General features: G+C 51.8%; 14 protein-coding genes. 8 read left to right on the top strand and 6 right to left on the bottom strand.

What is annotated here, in order from left to right; all coding sequences use genetic code 11:
- The first annotated feature begins 186 nt into the window (after nucleotides 1–186).
- The 8 genes from dpdE to dpdD are packed head-to-tail and all read left to right on the top strand — an operon-like array spanning nucleotide 187 to nucleotide 18,268.
- Nucleotides 187–3,459 (top strand): protein DpdE, encoded by a 3,273-nt coding sequence (gene dpdE, locus ACW9IR_RS05345; protein ID WP_457462101.1) that lies wholly within the window; start codon nucleotides 187–189, stop codon nucleotides 3,457–3,459.
- Complete coding sequence (gene dpdF, locus ACW9IR_RS05340; protein WP_457462053.1) at nucleotides 3,453–6,026, top strand: protein DpdF; 2,574 nt, start codon at nucleotides 3,453–3,455, stop codon at nucleotides 6,024–6,026. The genes dpdE and dpdF overlap by 7 nt, the downstream gene beginning before the upstream one ends.
- Nucleotides 6,023–6,913 carry a protein DpdG gene (gene dpdG / locus ACW9IR_RS05335; RefSeq protein WP_122583444.1) on the top strand — a complete coding sequence of 297 codons (891 nt, stop codon included), beginning with the start codon at nucleotides 6,023–6,025 and terminating at the stop codon, nucleotides 6,911–6,913. Before dpdF ends, dpdG begins: the two co-directional genes overlap by 4 nt.
- A gap of 2 nt (nucleotides 6,914–6,915) precedes the next feature.
- Complete coding sequence (gene dpdH, locus ACW9IR_RS05330) at nucleotides 6,916–9,984, top strand: protein DpdH (RefSeq protein ID WP_457462051.1); 3,069 nt, start codon at nucleotides 6,916–6,918, stop codon at nucleotides 9,982–9,984.
- Nucleotides 9,981–10,703: a hypothetical protein gene (locus ACW9IR_RS05325; RefSeq protein ID WP_457462049.1), complete on the top strand. Its 723-nt coding sequence runs from the start codon at nucleotides 9,981–9,983 to the stop codon at nucleotides 10,701–10,703. The genes dpdH and ACW9IR_RS05325 overlap by 4 nt, the downstream gene beginning before the upstream one ends.
- The gene (gene dpdJ, locus ACW9IR_RS05320; RefSeq protein WP_457462047.1) at nucleotides 10,703–15,496 is read left to right on the top strand and encodes a protein DpdJ; all 4,794 of its coding nucleotides are present in this window, start codon (nucleotides 10,703–10,705) and stop codon (nucleotides 15,494–15,496) included. Before ACW9IR_RS05325 ends, dpdJ begins: the two co-directional genes overlap by 1 nt.
- Complete coding sequence (gene dpdK, locus ACW9IR_RS05315; protein ID WP_457462045.1) at nucleotides 15,496–16,017, top strand: phospholipase D-like domain-containing protein DpdK; 522 nt, start codon at nucleotides 15,496–15,498, stop codon at nucleotides 16,015–16,017. The genes dpdJ and dpdK overlap by 1 nt, the downstream gene beginning before the upstream one ends.
- A complete protein-coding gene (gene dpdD, locus ACW9IR_RS05310) occupies nucleotides 16,007–18,268 on the top strand; it encodes a protein DpdD (RefSeq protein ID WP_457462043.1) in 2,262 nt (753 codons plus the stop codon). Before dpdK ends, dpdD begins: the two co-directional genes overlap by 11 nt.
- A 286-nt stretch (nucleotides 18,269–18,554) precedes the next feature.
- Here the strand turns inward: dpdD and queE are convergent, their stop codons facing one another.
- From queE to ACW9IR_RS05280, 6 genes are all read right to left on the bottom strand, one after another.
- On the bottom strand, nucleotides 18,555–19,190 hold the full coding sequence (gene queE / locus ACW9IR_RS05305; RefSeq protein ID WP_457462041.1) for a 7-carboxy-7-deazaguanine synthase: 636 nt from the start codon (nucleotides 19,188–19,190) through the stop codon (nucleotides 18,555–18,557).
- A 63-nt stretch (nucleotides 19,191–19,253) separates the two neighbouring features.
- Nucleotides 19,254–19,955, bottom strand: coding sequence for a 7-cyano-7-deazaguanine synthase QueC (queC, locus tag ACW9IR_RS05300; protein ID WP_457462039.1), 702 nt, complete (start codon nucleotides 19,953–19,955; stop codon nucleotides 19,254–19,256).
- A gap of 27 nt (nucleotides 19,956–19,982) precedes the next feature.
- Nucleotides 19,983–21,038, bottom strand: a complete 1,056-nt coding sequence (gene dbpB, locus ACW9IR_RS05295; protein ID WP_111756471.1) for a DGQHR domain-containing protein DpdB — start codon at nucleotides 21,036–21,038, stop codon at nucleotides 19,983–19,985.
- Nucleotides 21,035–22,333: a tRNA-guanine transglycosylase DpdA gene (gene dpdA / locus ACW9IR_RS05290; RefSeq protein WP_102623977.1), complete on the bottom strand. Its 1,299-nt coding sequence runs from the start codon at nucleotides 22,331–22,333 to the stop codon at nucleotides 21,035–21,037. Before dpdA ends, dbpB (ACW9IR_RS05295) begins: the two co-directional genes overlap by 4 nt.
- Nucleotides 22,330–23,451 (bottom strand): DGQHR domain-containing protein DpdB, encoded by a 1,122-nt coding sequence (gene dbpB, locus ACW9IR_RS05285; RefSeq protein WP_457462036.1) that lies wholly within the window; start codon nucleotides 23,449–23,451, stop codon nucleotides 22,330–22,332. The genes dpdA and dbpB (ACW9IR_RS05285) overlap by 4 nt, the downstream gene beginning before the upstream one ends.
- Nucleotides 23,448–24,383 carry a hypothetical protein gene (locus ACW9IR_RS05280; RefSeq protein WP_131815873.1) on the bottom strand — a complete coding sequence of 312 codons (936 nt, stop codon included), beginning with the start codon at nucleotides 24,381–24,383 and terminating at the stop codon, nucleotides 23,448–23,450. The genes dbpB (ACW9IR_RS05285) and ACW9IR_RS05280 overlap by 4 nt, the downstream gene beginning before the upstream one ends.
- Nucleotides 24,384–24,387: the final 4 nt, after the last annotated feature.

Below are 24,387 nucleotides of genomic sequence, written 5' to 3'. Positions count from 1 at the left end.
CCAAGAGCTTCCGTAGATGGCAGTTGTAGAACGGTCCGCGGCCTTTAGGATTTTGCGCCGATCGCTTGCTCGTAGTCGGTGGCCAAGGGCGAAGGCATAGGCGTGAATTGTCTGCTGTAATGTGCATTCAAGCGGAATCAATAGGAAAGTGAATTCATAGTAGCGAGGGAAAGCTTGAGCTTATTTGTGGGTGCATTCGTTGAGCTTGTAGATCCTCCTTACGCTGAGTGGGGGGTTGGGAAGCTAGTGATGATCGCTGGTCAACTTGGGACGGTGCAATTTTTCGACTCTCCCGATCCGGGATCACATGTCACGATTGAGTTTCCGATAGCGAAGATCCGGTCTGTAAGTCTAAGGCCTCAAACACGTATTTATAGACGCCACTCAGCTGGTGGGCGCTGGCAGGTAGGAAGAGTGCTTCAACACGATGGGGAGAGGACGCTTTTGGTCCAATACCCTAATGGTGATAGCGTTAACGTCGAAGCTTGCGATGTTGAAGTCCGTTGGAACCGGCCGATTCAAGACCCATTGCCTTATTTGATAGCAGAAGCAACGGAAACACCTTTCCTTGCCGATGCGCGGAGTGCCTTTGCTCACGTCACATCTCTCCAATACGCGGCTTGTTGGGGGATGGCCTCTGTACTGAGTTCGTCGATTGAACTCGTAGATTACCAACTCAATGTTGTTCGACGGATTCTGACTGACCCAATCCAGCGCTATTTGCTTGCCGATGAAGTTGGTTTAGGCAAGACTATTGAGGCATGTCTTGTCATTCGGCAATACATGCTTGACGATCCATTGAATGCTAAGGTTCTCGTCGTAGCACCGAGGGCATTGGTGCAGCAGTGGCGTGAGGAGTTAACGCGTCGATTTGCTCTTGACGCATTTCTGGACGACTACTTACACGTTGTAGGTCATGATCAGATCGACCGTATAGCTCGGCTTTTGCCTGATGCGGGATTGATTGTGGTCGATGAAGCTCACCACCTTTCGCGAAAAACGGAAGGTGGGGAAAACCTTCTCTATGAATTACTTCGACGATTTGCCCCCAGCGTTCCCCGATTGCTATTGCTGTCGGCGACACCTGTCCTGAGTGACAGCGCTGGTTTTCTCAGGGTGATGCATCTGCTGGATTCTGCGGTCTTTCCGCTGGACGATTTGGAAGGCTTCGAGCATCGGATCAAATCTCGTCAGTTCGTGGCCGAGTTGGTTGCGATCCTCCTACCGAAGAATGTTTGGTCCCTACCAGCAGAACTCGATAGGTTAAGCGCTGAGTTCAATACCGACCCTTTGTTGGATGAACTTATAAGTGACCTACGCGTAATTCTGGATCGTTTTCCTGAAGAAGACGATGAGGCGTTAATTGAAGCGTTGAGTGCATTGCGGATGCACCTTGCTGAAACCTATCGTTTACATCGCCGCGTTCTTCGCAATCGCCGTGTAGCGGTCCCATGGGCCACCATCCAACGTTCCGGCCTGGAACGGTTTGAGTTCGAGCACGAAATAAACATTGGTGCGACTTTCATGCACCAACTTGAAGACTTGCGTCTTCATCTTGGGGCCCTCACGGATCTCTCGCCTAGTGTCCGAACGACACTCCTAGATTGGGGAGTGCGACCCAACTCCTGCATGCGTGTGGAAGAATGGTTGATCAGCTTGGGTGTCGAAGACATCGAGGCGAGACGTTTGGCGAAGGTTCTGGAGGGCTCTGCACGAACCATTCGTGAGTTGGATAGCCGCTTTCTCGCACTACGCGATGCCGTTTCCGGACTACTCAAGAAGGCTGGACAGCAAATCGTTGTTTTCTGCGACTCAGCCGAAGATGCGGATCGGGCCGTAGAGATGCTTGGTAGGGAGTTCGGACGATTGGTGCAACGCCATCAGGTTCTTGATGCGATACCTGATCAAGAAGACCTTGAGGACGATGAGCAGTTGCCTTGGAAGGCATTTCTGACGCTTCCGTCTACATGCCGGGTGCTTGTATGTGATGCCGGCGCAGAAGAGGGTGTGAACCTTCATGGAGGCAGCAAGGTAGCGTTGCACTTTGATCTACCCGTGTCTCCCAATCGGATCGAACAACGCCTAGGGCGACTGGATCGATTTGGCACAGGCGATCCCGTGCGGTCCATTGTGCTAGTGGACCGTGCCAACCTTAATGAGAAGGGGTGGCTGGATGTGCTTGATACTGCATGGGAGATTTTTGATCGCTCAGTTGCGAGCCTTCAGTATCTGATTGAGGAGTCGACTCAGGGTTTGATCAATGACTGGTTTGATCTCGGTGCGCTGGCATTCGCTCCTCACGTCGAAGCGCTCGCTGGGCAGGATGGCAGGATTAGAAAAGAATTGCGTCGCATCGACCAGCAAGATGCTTTGGATTCGCTCGAACAGCCAGGCGATGATTTGTTAGACGATCTAACGGAATGTGACCAGCAGTGGGAGGCTTGGCGCGACGGGTTCGACACCTTTGCAGTTCAGGCTCTTCGCTTCGTTCGCCGAACCGAAGCAATTCGCCCTAACGGGGATTCGATCTTTCGAGTTGGTTACGCATACCGAGGTGATCAGCAAACGCTGCTACCGTTGAGTCGGTTTGTTGGGGGGTTTCTTCAGGCTATGGATCTTGAGGCGCCTGATGGAAGTTCGCAGATGCCTCTCACCCATCGTTATGCTTTTAAACGCCAGACGGTCAACTCGCGCGAGGGGCTTAGGGACAACATCCGCCTCCTCAGGATAGGTGACCCGTTAATCACAGCACTAGAGCGTTTTGCAGCCGTTGACGACCGTGGCCGGGCCTTTGGTTTGTGGCGTGTTAGGCAAGATTCTGAAATCATCGATCCGAGCGGAGCAGACCTTTTTTTTCGCTTCGATTTCGTGGTTCATCCCGGTGAAGTGCTGTCGTCGACTGAGAGCGTTTCGGAGACACACGCTTACGATATTCAAAGGAGCGCATTATCCCGATCGGCACGCGCAAGCATGCCTCCCTTGTTTTTTACAGTATGGGTGTCAGGTTCGGGCCATATTGTGAGTGAACCTCCGAAAGCGCTGTTAGAAAAGTATAAAGACAAGGGACAAAGAGCGGGGAGCGCTGATTTTAATTTGAATCCGGACCGCTGGCGCGTTCTGCATCAGAGGCGGGATTTCGCTTGGTTGCAGAACTGGGACGAGCTTTGTTCGCGGGCAAGGGACGTGGCTCAGCAATATGTGTTGGTATCTCCAAAATTCAATGGGCATCTCGAAAGTGCGCTAGTAGCCGTGGCGCGACAGCATAAGTTGCGTTTGGCACAAGGTAGGGCACGTGCCTCGCGAATGAGTGGTGTCGCCGCAGCGACGGAGTTGCGGGAGTTAGAAACTGATGATTGTTTTTACAGGAATCTCGCAACCGTTTTGCGAAACCCGATTCTTAGGCTCGAATGCGTGGGTGCAATCTTTCTCGCCAATCACTCTCCTTTCACCTCATGCTGAGCGATCTGTTCGACGACTCTGCACTACAGAGCGCATGTAGAGACTGGTCAAATGCCAACATTTCTTCTGAATTGGCCCGTGATGGCCTTCTAGAGCGAATTCGTCAACTTTTGGTCCTGATGAAGTCTTTTCCTAGACTTGTCAGTCATGTTGACCTCATCTGCCTCTTCCGGCAGTGGCAATTGCGCAATATGGCCGCTGGCGCGAACTATTGGCTGAGGGTGCCACGATCCGATGGTTGGCCGTCCGCATCCACATGGCGCGAGGCTGGATTCGATGTGGCCGAATTTAACGATGGGTTCGATGCACGGGCTCGGCCTATCCGGATTCCTTGGCTCGGCATCCAAGAGAATATTTTTGACGACGTTTTTGCTGAGATTTTCTACCGTACCTCCCTGGAGGTTCCCGCAGACCCTTGTCTGAGAAGGTTGCTTGGAAACGACACTTGTCTATCAGAAGGGCAGCGTGAAGCTTTGCGAGCAGTCATACATTTGCCCGCCGATGTAACATTGATTGCGAATCTGCCTACAGGTAGTGGTAAGTCATCTCTCTGCCATCTCCCCCCGCTTTTCTATGGCGAGGGTCATCTTACTTTGACGATCGTACCGACCGTGGCTTTGGCTATAGATCAAGCACGACGGATGAAAAAATTACTTTTGCAGCAGAGTCCATCATGGGAAGCCACTCCACTGGCTTATCATGGAGGGCTGACACCGAAGGAGCGCGATGACGTCCGTCGGGCTATACAGAACGGTACTCAGCGAATGATCTTCGCTTCTCCGGAGAGTGCAACAGGCTCCTTGCGCAATGCGTTAGAGCATGCGGCTGCGGTGGGTCGTCTGACACACATAGTTGTTGATGAAGCGCACCTCGTAGCGACTTGGGGAAGCGGCTTCCGCCCAGAGTTTCAGTTGCTTCCGGCTCTAGTGCGACACCTACGTAAGATAAGTCACGAAGGGGCTAAGCGGTCGGTTCGACTGATTCTTGCATCTGCGACCTTGACGAAGGGGACGATAGACGTACTCCAGAAGCACTTTGGACCAGCGGCACAGACCGAGTTGATCTCGGGCGTCCACTTGCGTTCGGAACCGCGTTACACATTCAAACGGTGTAGGTCAAAGGTCGAGCAAAGGGAGCGAGTCCTAGAAGTTCTCAAGTTAGCACCGCGGCCTTTTATTCTGTATGTGACCAAGCCGGAGGAGGCGGTAGAGTTCCGCGCGCTGCTACGTGATCAAGGGTTCGGTCGAATAGAACAATTCACCGGATTGACGGGCGCTTCGGAGCGCGATCATCTACTCAGTGCATGGAACTTGGGCACACTTGACGGTATGGTCGCCACGTCTGCATTTGGGCTTGGTGTCGATAAGGCCGATGTCCGTACCATCGTGCACGCCACACTCCCCGAGTCGCTTGATCGGTTTTACCAAGAGGTTGGACGCAGCGGAAGGGATGGCAAGGCCTCAGCGAGCCTGCTGCTTTACACTGAAGAAGATATCCACCAGGCAAGGGGGATTTCGCTCCAGAGGCTAATCGGGAACGATCTTGGCTACAAACGGTGGGGGGCTATGATTGGTAATACGGTTTGGCAGCAACCGAATTCGGATCTCGTATGGGTCGATTTGGATGCGCTACGCTCTGATTTGTACCAGCACTCAGCGGCGAATCGAGGTTGGAATTTTAGAACCTTGAACCTAATGGCTCTGGCGGGAATGCTCGAAATATGTGCACTTCGATCCTACCTTCCAGAGTTTCGTCAGCGAGAGGATGAAGTTGTACGCGAGGCCGATGCTTTTTATGCGGCGGTTCGAATCTTAGAAACGGGACATCTGAACGAGGCTTTCTTCAATGCCCGAATGAACACAATAAGAAGCGTGATTAACGAATCGTCCGATGAGAGCGTAGAGTCAGTGCTTGACGTTGCCTCAGGTAAAGTCGAAATTTCGCTTGCGCTCACTTCTACCTATGAGCTTGCGCGGGACAATGCATACGTTCCCGTCACCCGCTGTTGCGGAGGATGCCCTCAGCACTGGGCCGACGAACAAGAAAGCAGTAAATATGACAAGCCCTTCGTGAGCCGCATCAGTCGATTCGCGACAAGAATGGCGTGGAGAAAGGCAACCGCAACGCTGCCATTGTTTTCGCCAAATCTGCTGATCGTCACCTGTCCAGAGGCGGCCAGCGGCGCAGTCGTACGTCGATCTCTGATCGAGGCACTTTTGAGTAAAACTCAACCTCATACTGTATTGCTGGACGTGCCGGCCGGTTCGCGGGAGTGGACTGATGTCTGGGATGCAGTATCGCGGGCAGGGAGCGATGCGTTCATCGATACTTTTGACTCAGGGAAAGCTGCTTCGCTTGACGGGGGCGATGCTGAGGTGCGCATTGTTCTGTGGTCTGCCACTTCTATTTCGCAAGATGTTCGAGGCGCGCTTTTATCCTCCCCGTGCGCTCTAACCGTTCTTGTTATCCCCACCGATATTAAGGATCCGGACCGACCAGATCGAAGATGGACTGATGTCATCGATCATTTAAGTTCCGACACATTGCTCAAGGAACTCAGTGCATGAGTCTATTGAATATTACTAATGACGGTCTTCCGAACGTGCTTGCTGTACTACATGCAAGGGTGTTGGCATCGAAGAATGCTATTCATCGTGACGAATTGCTAGAAGCGGTTGCTCCGGAGGGAGTTGTTAAAGACGAGGGTAAACAAGTCCGGCAAACCTTACGGCGTTGGACTGAGCTCGGCTTATTTATAGAAACAGAAAATATGATTTCGGTTCTAGACCGGCCCTCGAAAGTTTCGACGGGAGTACTGCAAACCCTTGCGTTCACTAGACGTATTGCCTGCAAATACGCTCTTTCTGACGAGAATAATCAAGAGTTTTGGGCAGCCGAGGGGGCTCGTGCTGCAGATCTCACGCGAACCTTGGCGTGGATGATGGCCCAGGATGCATTTCGCACTCGTTTCGGGGACCTAGAGCGGCTTGAATCAGAGCAAATCGAAAACTCTGATCGGCGGTTGATGCAGAACTCAACACGCAAGACCGGAGTGGGTTACTGGGCTGAATTCCTTGGATTCAGTAGGCAACCTGGTGGCGACATCGATCCAACGGTGGCCGTTAGAGATGTCCTACCCGAGATTCTGGGGCCAGGGGAGGGGATGTCCGCGCGAGACTTCGTCGACCGGATTGCTGAACAACTCCCAGTATTGGACGGAGGGCGTTGGCAGACTGCGGTGCTTGCTGAGGTAAGCGAGAGTGCGCTCGCGCCTCTTCAGTCTGGCCAGGTATCTACGGCATTGTCGCGTGCGCTTCTTTGCCTTCGAGCCACTGGTGAGTTACTACTGCAAAATCGTGCGGATACAGGTTCGTCAATTGTTCTCAGCGGATTTCAAGGCATTCGTCCAGATCTTACCTTCCAATGGTTCAGCCGTCCTAGCGTGGAGGCCTAATAATGAGCAATCTAGCTAGTTATTGGCCGCTGGCGCCTCAGGTACTTGAGTGTTTGAGCACCGAAGCCGAAACAATCGATGAGGCCCTCCTACTAGCGGTCCATGAGCCTGTAAGCCTATTACGTCGCGCCGCTCAAACCGGCATCGAAACAATTGCTAATGAGGCAGATCTGCTGAATGAGTTGATGCGACCGGTTGATGACGGCAGTGCCGTTCTGGTGACTATTACTGGGGCTTCTGGAATCGGCAAGTCACATATGGTCCGTTGGTTAGGTGCACAACTGCAGCGCCATCCTGCACGTGACCGTCTTGTGATCGTTTCGATTCCGAAAACGGCAAGCCTACGCCAAGTAGTTGAACTGATTCTTGAACCCTTGGGAGGAGAGGCTTTCGAGACGCTGAAACGTGAGCTTTCTAGCATTACCGATGCACTCGACCCTCCCCGTGCCGCTGAATTGCTCGCGGCCACAATCGGTTCAGAGCTACATGTCTATGCCGAGCGAGCTGTATCGGAAATTAACGCAGATCGTTCGAGGCACAGCCAACTCGGTCCCAGAATCACGATCGCTAAAAAGGTGCGAAACCTGATTCGCGATCCAATGGCTCGCGACAATTGGTTCGCAGATGTACTAATCCGTATTGTAGGTTCCAGCCTGGGTGGAGCATCGGACCCCGATCAAAGACGATTCTCTGCGAAAGATCTAACGCCTCCTGAATCACTCCGTCTTGGGGATTATTCTGGAGACACCCTTGATGCACTAAATTTTCTCGGCCGAAACGATGGGCGGGACCGAGTGGTAGCCGCAGAAATTCTGCAAGAAGTTTTAGATCCGGCCCTGAGGACTTTATTTGGCTTTGCCGAGACTTTCCGTCAAAAGACCATCCAGGAGGTCGTGGACGATATTCGTCGACAGTTGCTTCATGACGGTAAGGAACTGGTACTGCTTGTTGAAGACCTTGCTACCTTGGCGGGTGTTCAGCAACCGCTTCTGGATATTGTGATCACTGAGAGTGTCCACCAGGGGAAATGGGTACGAGCTCCGATCCGGACCGCTCTTGCAGTTACGGACGGTTTCATGCCGGGGCGGCAGACGTTACTCACGCGCGCGCGCGGTGAGTGGGTAATTCCTAGCGAAGGATTGTCCGAAGAAGTGGTTGTTCAACGACTCGTGGAAATGACTGGACGTTATCTCAATGCTGCGCGTTGGGGACTGGAGGAGCTAAAAAACAGCTTTGAAGCGCGCTCTTCTGAACAGGCAGATCTGTATGCGTGGGTTCCTAGTTTTGAGCCCGTTGTCGATGCACAGTCGGCCGAGTGGTTGAAGGCGTTCGGCACCAGCAGTTCAGGTTACGCTCTTTTTCCATTTAACGAACTCGCGGTGCGTTCTCTGGGCGAGAACGCCCTCAAGCGCGCAGACCGATGGGTCTTCAACCCGCGTGCGTTTATCATTGAGGTACTTCGAAAAACGTTGTTCATGCGTGATGGCTTTGAGCAAGGAGTTTTTCCTCCCTCCAACTTTGTCCAGCCTAAACTACAGCCTGGCGTCCGTCAGGAGTTGCAGTTCCAGTACTATTCACAAACTGAGAGCGAGAGGCTTGAGTCCCTCATTTATCACTGGGCTGGAGCTCCGAGTTCGTTACGCCAGTCGCCGCAGGCGCCAAAGGCGGTGTTCGACGCCTTCAAGTTGCCATGGCCCTTTGAACGCAACTTTAAAGAACTTCCGACTGTGCCGCCCGTTAGTGCCAGCAGTGAAAAGAATACGACAGTCACAGTGCTAGTCCAACCCGAAGCAGAGCCTGCAGTCGGGGATGTGCGTTTCGAGGGCGCGTTGGAGGCTTGGTCTTCTGACATGCAGCTTACCGGAGACGATCCGAAGAGAGTTCGACAGTTGCTTACGGCTGCACTCAAAGAGCGAATCACACCGGACACTCTCCGCCTGCAGGGGCAGGGAATCGATTTCAAATGGTTCTGGCTTCCACCAGAGCGTACTGTTGGTAATAGAAGCGCTGGATTCATCATCCGTGTGGCCGAGCCTGGGGAGCCGATTCCGCTCCTTTTGGTTCAAGGGCTTCGTGCGCTGAGTCGCTGGGATACGAACGGCAAGTCTTGGTCTTATGCAGACGCAGAAATTGATTACCCCATGGCCCAAGCCTTGCTCGATCAACTAGAGACGCAGGTCGTGCAACTTTTAGAGTCCGAAGCGCAACGGGACTTGAGAATGCTGTGTACCGTGTTACACCGCCAGAACCTGATGCTTGGCCTGAGTCGTAAGGCCGAGCCAGAGGCCCCCCGAATCCAGGAGTTAATGATCAGGGCACCTGTAGAGCCGATGCCTAGGGAAGACGATTCGTTACCTTCAGCGGTACGAAAGGTATTTTCGGTTAGGGCAGAGGCCTTAACAGGGCGGGAAGATTTGCAAACGTTCTTTGCCAATAGGCTTGGTTGTTATCAGGGCGTGCGAGGAATAACGCTCCTCGCGGTCGATACTGAGCGCTTGAAGACCGCGTGGAAGCGTGTGATTGAGGGACGTTGGATGCTCTTCTTAGATGGGGCTATGCCCATTGGCACCGCAAGTACCGATGCGTTAGAGCGGATGTCCGATACTGGACTTGAACAACTTGTACGTTACTTACAGACCACAGTGGAGGCGTTCCAGCCAATGGTTGCCGATGCCTTCGATAAGGGGCATGCACGTGTCGTCTGGCGTGAAGATTTGCTGAGTACCCTCCAACTTGCCAAGCGGTTGTCCTTATGGCCAACCAAATTTGACGAGACCCAGCTAAAAAAAATTGTCACTTATCTTGCTGACGAGAAATCTGAAACGATCATCAGCGGTGCTTGCAATTTCAAAACTCCAGACCCACAAAGGTCGTTGGAGGTACAGCTTGCGGCCTGGAGCAGTCTGCCGATGCTTGGACTGATAAAAGTTGCACATAACGTACAGATGCTAGGCGCTTTTTTCAGCGCACTTGAGAAATTATGCACCGATCAGGCCGAAGCGATGGGCCAAGAGGCGGCGCTACGTGAACGGGAAGGGTTACTCAACAGTTTAACTTGGGATCTCCAATGACAAGTTTGCTCTGTCGCAGTCAAATGGCCCAGGAAAATTTGAACAAGGCTCAAATAGCCAACCAGATCAGGCATCAGGTCTCTAGCATTCAAAATTTGCACGCAACCTGGTCGGACCGCAAGCGCAAGGTTGGGGAGGCACTTGAAAAACTATCCTGGCTTAGCATAGCGGTAGCTGAAGAGCCTGATCTACAAATGGCACAGGACGTCTTGAGAGGGTTAGCGGAGGACGCCTGGAAATTACTCAGCAACGCGGATGACGTTCAGGCTGTTTCAAAAGGCGATCTCTGGACGCGTTTGCTGAACTCCGCAGAGGGAATGTCGGCGAAGACCGAAAAAGTTGTAAGGCAAGTTTGGGCGCTAAGAATTGAGGAGTCAGGGGTAGTCGATTCTCCAGAGCGAATTGAGGAGCAGATGCCAAAATCACCTGCAAATATGAGCACGCTCCAGGACTACAAGGATTTGTACGCTAGATACAAGGTTTTGCGAACGCAGTTTTTTCCAAAGACCTCAGAAGATTTAACTGCTTTGCGTGATAGTGCATTGCAGTTGCAGGAGTTGCTCCAGAAGATTGATCTTGAATTACCTGACGAGGTGCGGAAATTCTATCGGGCATTGAACTTTGGTGCCGGCCTTGAGTTGCTCACTCCGACGGTGCTCAGTTGGTTGAAAGAAAAGGATGATATTAGTCGGTTCCTAGTTCGCGTGAGAAATACATAATGGCTCTTGGTCCTGATCATAAGCTCGCAGAGTTGGCACTGAACGCAATCGAGCGGGTAGAGTCGAAAGTTTTGGTTTGGGGATTGGTTGATAGTTCCTTATCCAGTTTTGAACTCATGGATTGTCTGCGATCTGTATTGGATTCCGATTGTGCTCGCGAGCCAAAGGGCCACCCCGAATGCACTATTTCAACATCGGGGGATTTACGCAATTTTCTGGTGGCGCAAAGGCAACTCTTTTTATTACCACTGGCATCGTCTGATGAGGTGCGTTGGCGTACGAGAATGGCCGAAGGCATTCGGCTTCTAGCCCGGTTACGCCAGTTATTTAGTCGTCATTCTGGCGATACTCAGTGGATTGCAGCGCCGACTCTCGTGGCCGATTTTCGCTTTTTATGGAGGCCTCGAAAATATCCAAAGCGTGAGTGTTCATGGGAGGAGGCTTACGCTGCAACTCAGGCGGTGGTGGATGATCCAAACTTACTCGTGGCTGTTGGACATTGGTTACAACGTCTGCCGCTTAATGCTCGGTTGGCAAAATTTCAAATAGATTCCAGCGTTCGAATTCTAAACGGTCTTGTAAGCGGAGTTTGTCGCGGTACTCTGGTATCAGCGGGCACTGGAAGTGGGAAGACCTTGTCTTTTTATCTACCAGCCTTGTCCTGGTTGGCTTATCAGCGAGAAGTGTCCCCTAAGGTAAAAGCAGTTCGCGTATTAGCGCTTTACCCTCGGAACGAACTGTTGAAGGACCAACTTCTCGAGGTTTTTGGTCAGTGCCGAAAGTTTGACGATTTGCTGAGTTCGCGGGGTAAGCGCCCGTTGCGTGTGGGCGTGCTCTACGGTGACACCCCTCACTCAGCAAAGTCCGCGTTCGGTCCGTACTCAAAATGGAAAGGTGGCGCCCGCGAACGAATCTGCCCTTTCATGAGATGTCCTGATGATGCCTGCAGCGGGGATATGATTCTTCGCAAAAATGACCTAGACCATGGATTGGAACGCCTGACATGCGCATCTTGCGGCAACCATGTCGATGAGACGTGTCTAGTCTTCACTCGGACCAGTATGGAGTCGAATCCGCCAGATATTTTGTTCACCTCGGTTGAGATGCTGAATCAGAATCTTGCCAATACACAAGTGCGGCATTTGTTCGGCGTGGGGGTTAAAGCAGCCCAAGCCCCTGATCTAGTTTTACTGGACGAGGTGCATCTTTATGCAGGCACCTACGGTGCACAGGTCGGATACTTGCTGCGTCGATGGTGGACTCTGAGCGGGCGACGTTCGAGTTTTGTGGGCCTCTCGGCAACAATTGCGGAAGGACGACGGTTTTTTGCGACATTAACCGGACTCGAGGAGTCCGTAGTGGAAGTCATTACCCCGCACGAGAACGACATGATTGAAGAGGGGGGCGAGTATCTCGTTGCTCTGCGCGGTGATCCTGTTTCGCAGACTGCACTTCTCTCAACCTCGATCCAATCCTTGATGTTGCTTGCTCGCCTTCTAGATCCACGGGACGGTTTTGACTTCAGGCGAAGACCTTTTAGCGGTTGGCGAGCATTCGCGTTTACTGATCAACTTGATGCGACCAATCGTTTGTTCAAGAACCTTCTTGACGCCGAGGGGCGTTACCCCGAAGGGAATCGAAATACAAACCATTATCCCGATGGCGGACTGGCGCGCCTACGAGCCCCCATTAATCCTGCTGGCCGAAGATATTTGGCTGGGCAGGACTGGCGGGCTCTGAGCACAGGGGACGGAATTGGTCACGATCTTAGCGAATGTTTGGAGGTCGGACGGACAACCTCCCTTGATTCCGGTGTGAGCCAGAAATCGCAAGTAGTAGTTGCAACTGCATCATTGGAAGTAGGATTCGACGATCCAGAGGTAGGGGTCGTGCTGCAACATAAGGCTCCTCGTGATATCGCTCAGTTCTTGCAGCGCAAAGGCCGTGCTGGCCGGACACGGCACATGCGGCCCTGGACCGTCGTTGTTCTTTCCGACTACGGTCGAGATCGTCTCGCCTACCAGGCATATGATCAACTCTTTGATCCTTTGGTGGCTGCCCGGGATCTGCCGATGACGAACCGCTACGTCCAACGGATGCAAGCAGTGTATGCATTAATCGACGAGTTGGGACGATATATGCAGGTCGATCCCATCCCTGGGGCGGTTTGGCGAGATCTTGCGCGGCCTTTGAAAGATGAAACTCCGGAGCATTGGAAAAGTGAGCAGTTTGCCAAAGTTCGCAGCTTGGCCCGCGACGTGACGTTTCCGTTGACCACGGAGAAGTGGAATGCATTAAGTAAGAGAGCTGTCGATCTGGCTCCCAATGTCTCCGGTTCAAAGTGGCTCGGTAAAAACTGGCTGCAAGCAAGGTTGCGGCAGCAGCGATTGGTAGAACTGCTTGCCAACATTTTAAAAAGTACCGACGAATTGGATCGATGCTCGAATCGTGTAGGCGAGTTACTCGGACTGTCACGGGAGAGTGTAGAACCGCTACTTTGGAGTCAGCCTAGACCACTTTTTCTAGGTGCGATTCCCACGCTATTACGGCGACTCGCGACAAATTGGCGTTCACACGACAGTCCGAGCAGCGACCATCAGGCTGGTCACCCGCTTCCGGATTTCATACCTGCGGCTCTTTTTAGTGATCTAAGTTTGCCGGAGATGGAGATTGTTCTTCCGCAAGTCGGGAGAAGTGAAGAGCCTAAGTTTATGCCCGTGTTGCAGGGTTTGTCGGAGTTTGCTCCGGGGCGCGTGTCCATGCGCTATGACTCGCCGCTGTGGCTCGGCGTCAATGGCATGGTTTTGAATGAAATACTCGATAGCGGTGAAGAGGTTGTTGAACTCGAGGCACAATTGTCCGACTGGTATCAACTCGACCACAGGGGTGTATTCCACCACAACGAGCAAGGCGCCCTTTCGACCGGTCGCGCGTTTAGACCTGTTGCAGCTAAATTGCAGGATGCCGATCTAAGATCAGTCGGAGTTACTCCGGTTCTGAGGTTGTCGGACACTTCAAATGCCCAACTCGATTGGGTCACACAACTTCTTGCTCCCCTCAACGGAACCATACTTCAAACTCCGACGAGTGTCGGTATAGCAGATATCCTTCCCTCGGTTACCTTCCACACGCATGCCAGCCATTCGGAGGCCGTCGTCAAGCGCTATGCGGTAGGATCTAGGGCCGACTTGAAACTTACCGTTGGCCAGGAGTCACGTAAGGTTGTCGTTAAATGGCGCTTTATGGATGAAGACCATCCCGCTGGTGTCGGGTTCGATCAGGAGGTTGATGCACTCGTTTTTGAACTGAAATTACCGGACTCCCTGCACAAAAAAATCGACTGGTCCGATCCTGCTCGTGCGAGGGCCGCGCGGGCGGCGCGCTTTAGTTGGGAGGCCTTACATGGATGCGACCTTTCGGAGCTCGTATTGAATGTTTTCGTACGTTCATGGCTTGCCCAGATTTTTCAGACTGCGGCATTGCTCGTGGCTGAGGCGACAAAGTGTGATTTGCGTATTGCCTTGGATGGTTTGGGGGCAGGGGAGCATTTAGAGGTCTTACTGGATGTCCTGCATACGGTTTTCCAGGCGCCCTCTGAGATAGACGATGATCTTCAGGACGGAGCCGATCGATTGCGACAGGAACTCCAGTCTGAACTCTCCAAATCAGAAGTTCGGCGGGCGCTCAGGTCTGTGGCTGATGTACTTGTCGAGCCGGTCGACGCCACATGGGATCAATGGCTGTCCTGTACGATACGCACGACACTAGGTGCCGCTGTTCTAGACGCCATCCAACAAGCATGTCCTCAAGTAAATGGTGACGCGCTTTGGGTCGACGTTGATCCAGGATTGAGCGAATCCGGAGCCAAGCGCGAGGGGCAGCACATATGGGTGTCCGAGGCGAATCCAGGCGGAAATGGCTTGATCGAGCAAGTCGTGGACCTACTAATTTCCCAGCCCGAACGACTCTACCGCCATATCGAAGCAGCGTTGAGCCCGCAGGAGTTCGAAACTATTGATATGCAACTTAGGGACACGCTTCAGCGTCTCGGAGGTCCCTCAAGGGATCGTGCATTGATCGATGCTTTTGCAACCGTGCGGCGTGCCGAGAGCAGCGGTGAGGCCCAAGTGAATTTTGGTCGGCTGAGGGCCGAGCTAGTCCGGGTAGGTCATGCTGTATTCCATGGCTACGCGGTGGCGCTTAGTTTACGGTTGCTTCGCCAGGATAGTCCTGAATCGCTCGATGAACTGCTCGCAGAAGTCCAGTTACACTGGGACGAGTTGGAGAAAAAACACGGAATTGAGATCGATGTACGTCTGATCTGCGCGCTGTACAGCAATGATGGACGTCTGGATCGGGCTTTCGCTGGCGGTACTTTCGAGCTTCCGGATGGAGACCGAAAGAGTTGGCGCTTCAGCGTGCTTATGGGCATCTTATGGGCAAGAGGGCATGCCCTACGTTCGAAGAATCTCCCGCTCCCTAATAGATTCGCAAGCCAATCGTGCGCCAGCGAACGGATTCTTGTCGGCCAATGGCTGACCCCGCGGGAGGAGCCTATCGATCCCCGAACGCCTGAGTGGGCAGAAAAGCTCCGCGAGCGTTTGATTGCTACCAACCGGGCTACTGTCGCAATGCCGGTTTCAGAGGCTGCAAGTTCGCTTCCGGGAATTATTCGCGAGGTTGTTACGGAACCGGTCCAGTTTGAATATCTCAACGTTTTCGCCCGCCTACATTCGATCAGAAGGGTGGGCGAGAGTGTTGAATGGACATTTGAAATACCGGAGACTGCATAATGGCTGATCGCCAGATATTCAAATCCGCTACGACTGCACCTAGTTCGGTCAAGGATGTGCTGGGGATTTTGTTTGCACAGGAACTGATGGTGCCGAGTACTCGTGTGATTCTGATGGCGCCGTGGATAAGTAATATCGTTATTCTCGACAATCGAATGGGCGAGTTTGATGGTCTGAACCCCGGATGGGGGCGACGTGAGATTCGTTTGATCGACATCTTGGTGGCTGTAACTACCAATAATACAAAATTGTTGATCAGAGTACGGCCCGATCAACACAATAAGTATTTCAAATCTCGTTTCTTGGCGGCACTCAATGATACAGGTACGCAGGATCTCTGCACTTGGGAAGAAAGTGCAGCACTCCACACTAAAAGCCTGCTTACTGACCATGCAGTTGTTGGTGGCTCAATGAACTTTACGGAAAATGGAATATCTTTTGGTGCGGAGAGCGTCTTAATTTCTTTTGATAGGGCTCGCGTCGCCGAAGCTCATACGGAACTTGAAACCCATGGTCAGTAACATGCCGATTGTCCCTCCCTTGCCGCAGGTGGCGATCGCGAAGGCCATGCTTGATGCCTTCTTCTACGGTCCCAATGAGTTCAATCTTAGTGATCTTTGTGAGCGAGACGCTCAAAAGGCTGGCCAAGTTTTACATACAGGCGCGTATGCATTTCAGTCGAGTGTCCGACGCTACTTGAAAGGGCTCTCGGATCGTCCTCTACTCCTTCCGTTCATGATGGCTGGTCAGAGCGTTATTGTCTGGTATGCCTGCGCCCATACCGACACTCAATATGAAGCGCTACGGGCCGAATTGGAGGCATTCATAGGGCCTAGTTTCGCCGACTTCGATCCTACGGCACCGGAGGTCGTCTTGGCCAATGGGGTTGTTGCGTCTTTGCTTGAAAAAAGCGGACTGAGATATTTTTCGTTTCAGGCACATCGGCCGGAACGTGACGTGTTGATTGGGAAGCAATGGCAGCTGTATTGGGACTTGCTGGAACACCGGCCGTTGCGCTCAGCCATCCAAACTCGGACCTTCGCACAGTTACGATCCTCCTTTGATCGTGCTCTCTTAGCAAGAAATGAGTCTGAAGCGTTGTCAGCGATGGGAGCTTTGCGCGATCAGCATGGCTTGAGCGCAGAAAACCGCGCATTCCTTGAAGTACGGTTGAATGCCGCGTTCGGAAGGTGGGATAGCATTGTCGAACACCCGCAATTCAAGCATCTGATTCATCTCAAACTCCCACCAGAAACCTTCGGCGATGTGTTCGATGCATTGTTTGAAACAAGGCTACGTCCCTTTGAGCGAACAGAGGACCCAACGCACCTGCTTGAAGCCTTTTCCAGTCACGTCCAATTTTTAGTGGGGCCATTGTTGCGAAGCCGTGGTTCATCCCGCCGTATTTCTGTGCTCAAGACTGTCCTTTTAAACGAACTTGTCCAGCCAGAACCAAGCGCGGACCTGTGTCATAAGTTGCTGAACATCCTTGGTGCGGGAAAGTTTGGTCAGGCTGAAAATGGTATTCGTACTCTGATAGAGGCGCTTCAGCCTAAGTCTGGTCTAATTCAGGCGCGGAGCGAGATGGAACTAGAGCGGTATGAGCAGGCTCTCGTGTTACTGAAGCCTCTTCCTGACAGTATTGAGGTACTGACGGCGTTACTTCGATGTGCGCGGGAGATTGAGGACCCAGAACTAGCACGATCTGTTGTAAATCGAACGACAAGTGCGAGTCAGTCGATCTCTCAAGCCATTCGCAGTAACAGTTCGCGGTTATTCACTGCTGTAGAAAAAATTGCTGGCCCAGGAGGCGTCGACACCTGGAGAGGGCGTTTGGTCGTAGAGCCGGAGGACGATGTTAGCGTGGCGGAATTTGTGCTCCGCTGGCGCGAAATAGCAAGATCATCCGACGCAAGGGATGCACTGTCAGAGCCAGGTTTTCCAGAAGACTTGGCCAGTTTGTCAGAAGAGCTATCAATTGCTCATAGCCATGTTTTCGAAGTCATCTATCCTATCTGGTTTGAATGGTTGATCGAACGAACGGCTCCGGATTCCGCGTTCCTAGTAACCTACGAGGCTTTAGCGGAGTCCCTTAGAGTCAGAGATCGTTTTGGCGAAACAGAGCTTGAGCTCCTGAAGAATGCCATCCTTCACATAGTCCGTGCGGGTGCAGGTCAGGAGCAGTACGATCGCTTGATCAACAGGCTCATCGGGGTATTCGAACAGGTTAGCGCTCCTCACACAATGGCCTGGGCGCTTGATCTCACGGACGGGTTAGTGAATGCCCAATGTCGAGATCTTGAGGCTCGACTCCGATGGCTGACAAGTGTGGTCCAAGCGGGAATATCATATTACGAACGTCTGGGTATTGCAGAGCGAGGTCTTTTGCGATTGCTCGCTAAAGAGAATTCGATAGAACTACCTAAAGATGGCGAAAACTCTGAGCTAGAAACAGCTCTCGAACAGACATTCTCCCGTCGGGTGTTGCTTTACAGTCTGGATAGCCTCGCGATAAGTCGTGCACAAATACTGCTGAGCAAAATTTTCCCTCATGCTCACTTCGATATCAACGACGAAGAAGTCTGTACGCCAAGACTCAAGAATGCAGTTCGAAATGCAGATTGGGTCGTTTTTGTGGCAGCAGTGGCTACACATCAGGCATTCTTCTGTATCAAAAATGCCTTACGAGAGAACGCTTTCCTTCAGCAGGTTGAGGGAAGCGGGACTACGAGGATCGTTGAGTGTGTCGTCACTAAGAGCCAGGGTCTATAGTAGTCCATTAACTCTAGTGCTGATTCAGATTTATACAGGTAGGCTCCATTTTGCTGTGCGCTGAAAATCAGTTTATGTGTTGATCGAGATTAGGGTTGTCTTTCGTTGTTTAAACGCCGAGCATAAAACTGTTTGGTTGTTGAGAATAACGAAGGTGAGAGTTGGCGAGCGGACATATTGATAGCTGTTGAAAGAAAATCTGTGGTTAAGATATGTAAGGTGGCAGACATTTTGCTATGAGTAGAATATTAAATATAAATAGATTTTCTATGTTTTCTAAAGTTATTTAGGGTATCATTAATATTTTGTGTTGTTGTAAGCTAAGGCGCCACCTAGGGTTGCTTTTGCAATAATTGATAGTTGCTTCTGTGTGTTCTTTGGCGTTTGGGCCATCCATTGGCTGAAGGTAAAAATGTTGAAAGTTTAGACTCTCATAATCATTCGGCATAGAGTCGATTTGCGGGAAAACAAGCTTCAGTTCATCACCTTGGGTGATTTTTATTTGAGTGCTTGATTTCGGGCTAACACAAATCCAGTCGATTCCGGGAGGTGGTGTAATTGTGCCGTTGGTCTCTACGGCAATCACAAAGTCTAATTTATGCAGAGCAAATATCAATGCTTCGTCGACTTGAAGCAGCGGTTCTCCTCCGGTCAATACCACGTACTTATGATCTTGATGTGAGATAGGCCAAAATGAATCTATGGCATGGGCGAGAGCTTCAGCATTTTTGAATTTATCCCCACCTTGACCATCTGTTCCGACGAAGTCGGTGTCGCAGAATGTACAAATCGCGTTAGCCCTGTCCTGTTCCCGTCCCGACCAGAGGTTACATCCTGAAAATCGGCAGAATACCGCGGGTCGACCCGCTTGGTTGCCTTCCCCTTGAAGGGTGTAAAACATTTCTTTGATGCTGTAAGTCATTTTGTTTACTCATCTGATTCAAATAGGTGGCGAGTGCACTGATCCGCCACCGCTGAACCATCATCAATCTCGTTCTTGAATGTACTGCTCATATCCAGTTTTGCGCAGTTCGCAGGCTGGGCACGTTCCACACCCGTAGCCCCATTCATGTTTCTGCTGTCGGGTCCCGAGGTAGCAGGTGTGGGACTCTTCTTGAATCAGGCTAACAAAATCTTGACCGCCTAGGTTTTCAGCCAAGCGCCAGGTCTGAGCTTTGTTGAGCCACATCAAGGGCGTTTCAATGATCACTGGAGCGTCCATCCCGAGGCTCAGGGCCACCTGGGTGGCTTTGAGGGTGTTGTCCCGGCAGTCTGGGTAGCCTGAGTAGTCGGTTTCGCACATTCCCCCGACTAGCAGGGTGAGATCCCGTCTGTAGGCAATCGTGGCTGCGAACGTCAAAAACAGTAGATTCCTCCCGGGTACGAACGTATTGGGAAGTCCGTTCTTTTCAAATTCTATGGTTTTCTCAGCGGTCATCGCCGTATCGCTAATTTGGCCAAGTAATTTGAGATCGAGCACGTGGTCCTCACCTAGCCGCTTGGCCCAGTTCGGAAATCTGTTACGTATCTCCTGCAAGATATTCAGCCGACATTCGAGTTCGATTCGATGCCTCTGGCCATAATCAAAGCCAATGGTCTCGACGTGCTCGTAACGTTCCAGCGCCCAGGCAAGGCAGGTGGTTGAATCTTGTCCGCCTGAAAAAAGAACTAAGGCTTTGGTGTGCATGCTGCTCTCCTCGGAACTGGGTCTGACTTAGCGCCGTTTCAGTTCTTGCTTGAGTTTTTCGGTCAGGTACTTAGTGAGCAATCCGATATCAGTGGGCGTGTTCTGGATACCATTCCAGGGGCGGCGGTCGGTTTCAGAAATGTGCCAATCGCCACTTGTCCATGCCGTATGAGGTTTCAAAAGTTTTAGACCTTTGATGAAACCTTCCTTGCTGGTTGTGCCTTGATCGGAGTAAAGCAACTCCATAACGAAGCTCAAAGAAACCAGGCCCGCCCCGTGCTTCAAGCGTGAATTCCTGGGCGCTAGTCCTTCCCATTCCGATTTGAAAACTACACGCACTGCATGGAAGAAGTTGTTGATGAGTTCGATGCTGCGCCCCTCAAAGTCATCAAACTTCATGAAGCTACGAATCGCGCCATCATTAGCAGAGTTCATCACGAACTTCTGCATCGCCATGTCGCTTAGTACTCCTCTAGGATTCGTATGTTGCTTGATCTCGCCAAATAGAGAGGAGTTCGGCAGAAAATTCAACAAATCAATAATGCGAGCAGCAAATTTACGACTCGTGAACCGTTCTGGCAGGCCGTCAACAGTAGGTAAAAGCTCATAGATCAGCGATTTTGGCAGTGGCCTCGTATTGTTAACGAGCACAAACTGCTGCCGCAGTTCGTTATAGTCTTTACAAATCAATGCAGATACAAATACCTGGAATCCAGGTTTTTCCATCGTCGCAAGGGCACTCAGTCGTTGCTGTCCATCGACCACGAAGCCTGGTTTGGATTCGGCTGTATCAATAACGATTTCTACAATACCCTCTCCGAGGTCTTTGATCGTGACCCCATCCAGAAAGGCCAAGATAATTGCGTTAGGAAGCAATGCATCGTCGCGCTGAAGATAGTCACGAATATCTCTGATGTGTGACGCGACTTGATGGCGCTGAAAGCCTTTGAGGTGACCTTCTTCGTCGCGGCCGACTCTTTCAATTTCAGAAAAATCTAAAATTTCATTTGGAGTGGCCGCAAACGAAAATACATCATGCCCAGAGGCCTGTTGGGCGCGCACACCCTTAAATCGATAGATCATTGTTTCGAAAGTTCCAGAGTTTTCTGAAGGTGGCGGTGGTACACGCCTAAGTTATGAAATCCGCGTCTTTTGTTTCGATTGCTGGCTCGAAAGATAATAGTTTCTATACCCGCTGACTGACAAATCGAACATTGGCATTTTTGCCACGGTTTATCTCTCAGCGTGGGTGAGATTAGTCGGACATGCTTGGCGATTTCTTTTTCCATTTCTATTGATGATGATATCGATCCGGAAAGAGTTAGTCGGAGATAGTCTACTAGCACGGCTAAAGTTGAATCAAAGTCGAGCAGGTTTTTATCGTAGTCGCGGATCGCTAGCAAGGCCGCTTTTTCTTTGATTTGTAACTCTTCTGCGCTCAGAGTGCCTTTTTTTATTCCTTGCATCAGGCGTGGATTTTCAATCGCCTGAGGAATGCGGATAGCTGTGTAGTAATCCAGTTTGCTTGTATTGTTGCCCATGTAGTAATTACACTTTGCATCTTTAAATGCGCGTATAAGGGGGGAGGTTGAGTCAAAACTGGTAATGCCATATCCAGTGAATTCATGGATGTTCTCGGCTTTAGCAAAACCCAGCAGATGAATATTTGTCTCGGGCTTAAGGACCGCTCGAAGTTCTTTCAGAACCTCATGGATTTGATCGACTTTCAAAGGTACTAGACCTCCGATCGCCAAGTAGCGATAACCCATGTCTTCGAGTTGTTTTGCCGCGTTCGCCATGCTTTGAGGAGACCAACCCTGCACCGCGCCCAGGGGTTCGAAGGGCCACTCCGCCTCCTTCACTAGACGCAGAAACTCTTGCGCATTTTTGAGCGTGATTTCATACCGAAACAGCACATCCTCCGACTGGCTCAGCGCTGGCGGATTGCTGGAGTCACAGTTGAATATGATGTGGTCTGGCGAGCAGCCATGGGTGAATCCCGCATCCGAGTAGAACTCTACTACTTCGCTTGGGCTATACGCAGGGGTAGGGTGTTCTACATAGGCAAAAGCCCCGCAGTCCCCTAGGACCATCGTATCTTTGAACTGAATGCCATCGAGTCGTAGAAATTTGCGTGCGCCTTCTCTCAAGAAGCGCTGCTGCTCGGAAGTCGAGTACCGAACCTTTGAATTAGCGACGCCATTTGCAGGTCGCACTGCGCTCATCGAGACCAAGAGCCCATCATAAGGGACGGGGGTCATCATTTCGTGCGCATACTGGTCATCCCAGTATCTCTTCCGGCCCGGCGCATTTCGATCGTTGATGAAATCGTAATCCGGGTCTACGTAGTCTTGGGTGTCGGCGTATAAAAATTTCATTGGTGAGCGCTGGTCATATAGAGGCGGATCAAGGTTTCTTGCAGCGCCTTGATATCTTGAGGGGTGCTTTGGATTTCATTCCACTGGACATTAATCATCGGCCACTGACCTGATGTCCATGCGCAGTAAGGGGCTACTCTGGCCAGTTCTTGTAACACGGCTTCGTAGGTTTCGCGCTGACCACCGATCTTGGCGTAGATCCGATCCATGAGCACGCCCATGGCGATGATTCCCGCTGAGTGCATAAGTCGACTGTTCTTCGATTCAAGTGCCCACGCCTTTGGAAACGTATCACGCACCGCTCGCCAAAAGGTCGTCAGTAGGTGGTACATGGACTCAACGTTCGCCGCACCGTCGATGCTGGAGGTGTAGGGAGCCAACGCCCCCAACGGATTACTGATGCTATTGCGGATCATCGTTATTACAGCGGTGTCAGTGATCACCGCTTTGCTATTTTGCTCGGACGACCGCTTTATGAGTTTGTGGAAAGGGGAGTTGGGATCGCGGCTAAGAAGCCCGCACAACTCAGCTGGTGCCTTGCGAGCACTCAGTTCGCGGGGCAAAAGGATGCTGCCTGTCTCCGGCAGTAGTTCGTTGATCAGTCGAGTGGGCAAGGGTTTGGCCTTGTTGACCAAAATAAATTGCTCGCGCTGGGTGGTCAGGCTGTCGGATACAAAACCGATCACTGGCACAGGAAGATCCGAATTGGCCGCTTTCGCCAGCGCCAATGAGCGCTGTTGCCCGTCCACGATCCAGGCAGACCTCATTCCTTCCTCCCTGATAGGGATCGTCAGCGTACCCGCTTGCGAAAGCCCCGCATCGCCTGTCGGCTTACTTCCGCGTGCTGCAACAAAACGCAGGTCAGGAGACAGCGCTAAGATAATTGCATTGGGAAAAAGTACATTTCCCTGATTGAGGTACTCAGTGATCCCTTTGACATGACTCTTAATCTCGGGGCGCTGAAAACCCTTGAGGGGACTGCTGTCTTCGCGCGACAGGCGGCTGATGTCGGCAATTCGGACCAGGTCAGATCCCCTGATGAATAATGCATACACATCAAGGTTGTCGCCTTGCGTGGTGCGTAGTGCACGCACCACAATCGCATCTTCGCTCGTCATGCTTTGCTCTCTATGCTGTCTTGACCTTTGATGTCCTGCCAGATCCTCCGAAAGCGCGATTGCTCGCACGACACCAGGGCCTCGTCCCTTAAGTAGCGTAACAATCGGGTCGAACTGCCTTGGTAGTCAGCCCACACACACTCAAGCATGTAGGCAATTTCACTGTCCGATGCGCGCCGCCGGATGGTCGTTTTTGCTAGGGATAAAAGATCCATCGCCGCGCTGACGCTCTTTCGAGCGATCTCAGCAGGAGCACTCGACAGTTCAAGAATCTCAATGAAATGACGCAGGGCTCTCTGAGGGAAATCGTTGCGAGTGCCTGGTAGTGTTGAGGTTTCAAGGCGTTCGTCATACGGCATCGCGATGGGGCGTAAATGGCTGGGAAGCATCTCGATGCCTGGGCGCGAAGTGAATATTCTGAGCTTGTCGATCTGCGTGTCCCTGATTTTTCCAAGGTCTTCGCCTATCAACTGGACATAGTTTGAAGAGAGGGCAATGAGCACCAAGTCGATGTCGGGTTGGCTGACGAGGTCCGCTAGGGCGCTTCCCTTTGATTGGGTGACATTCACGGCTTCCCACCAATCTGATGCGCGCACACCCAATTTTTCGAGACGTGGGATGATAGAATTCGGATCCTGAGCCACCGTCAGGTTGTACGGTGGACATCTCTGATCGCCTTCAATCAACCCTAAGCCGGTCGACGCAAACATTAGCTTCGCGTTCAACTTCGTTGCTACGCGCCTCGCGTCAGAAACGCTTCTGCCCACGTAAAGTGAAGATGCCATCAGAGTGGTGGGACGTTCGTCTATTTGCCCCTTCCACGCCTTTGCCATGGCTGCAATCGATGAATAACACTCGTCGTTCAGTACCACCGGCGGCAGGCCGTCGAGACGTTTTCGATTGGTGCAGTTGGTGATGATGACGGTTCTCATGGGA

The organism is Pseudomonas sp. SDT291_1_S447 (genome assembly GCF_054070155.1).
The sequence above is the reverse complement of the archived record's forward strand: the minus strand, read 5'-3'. Positions and strand labels throughout refer to the sequence as shown.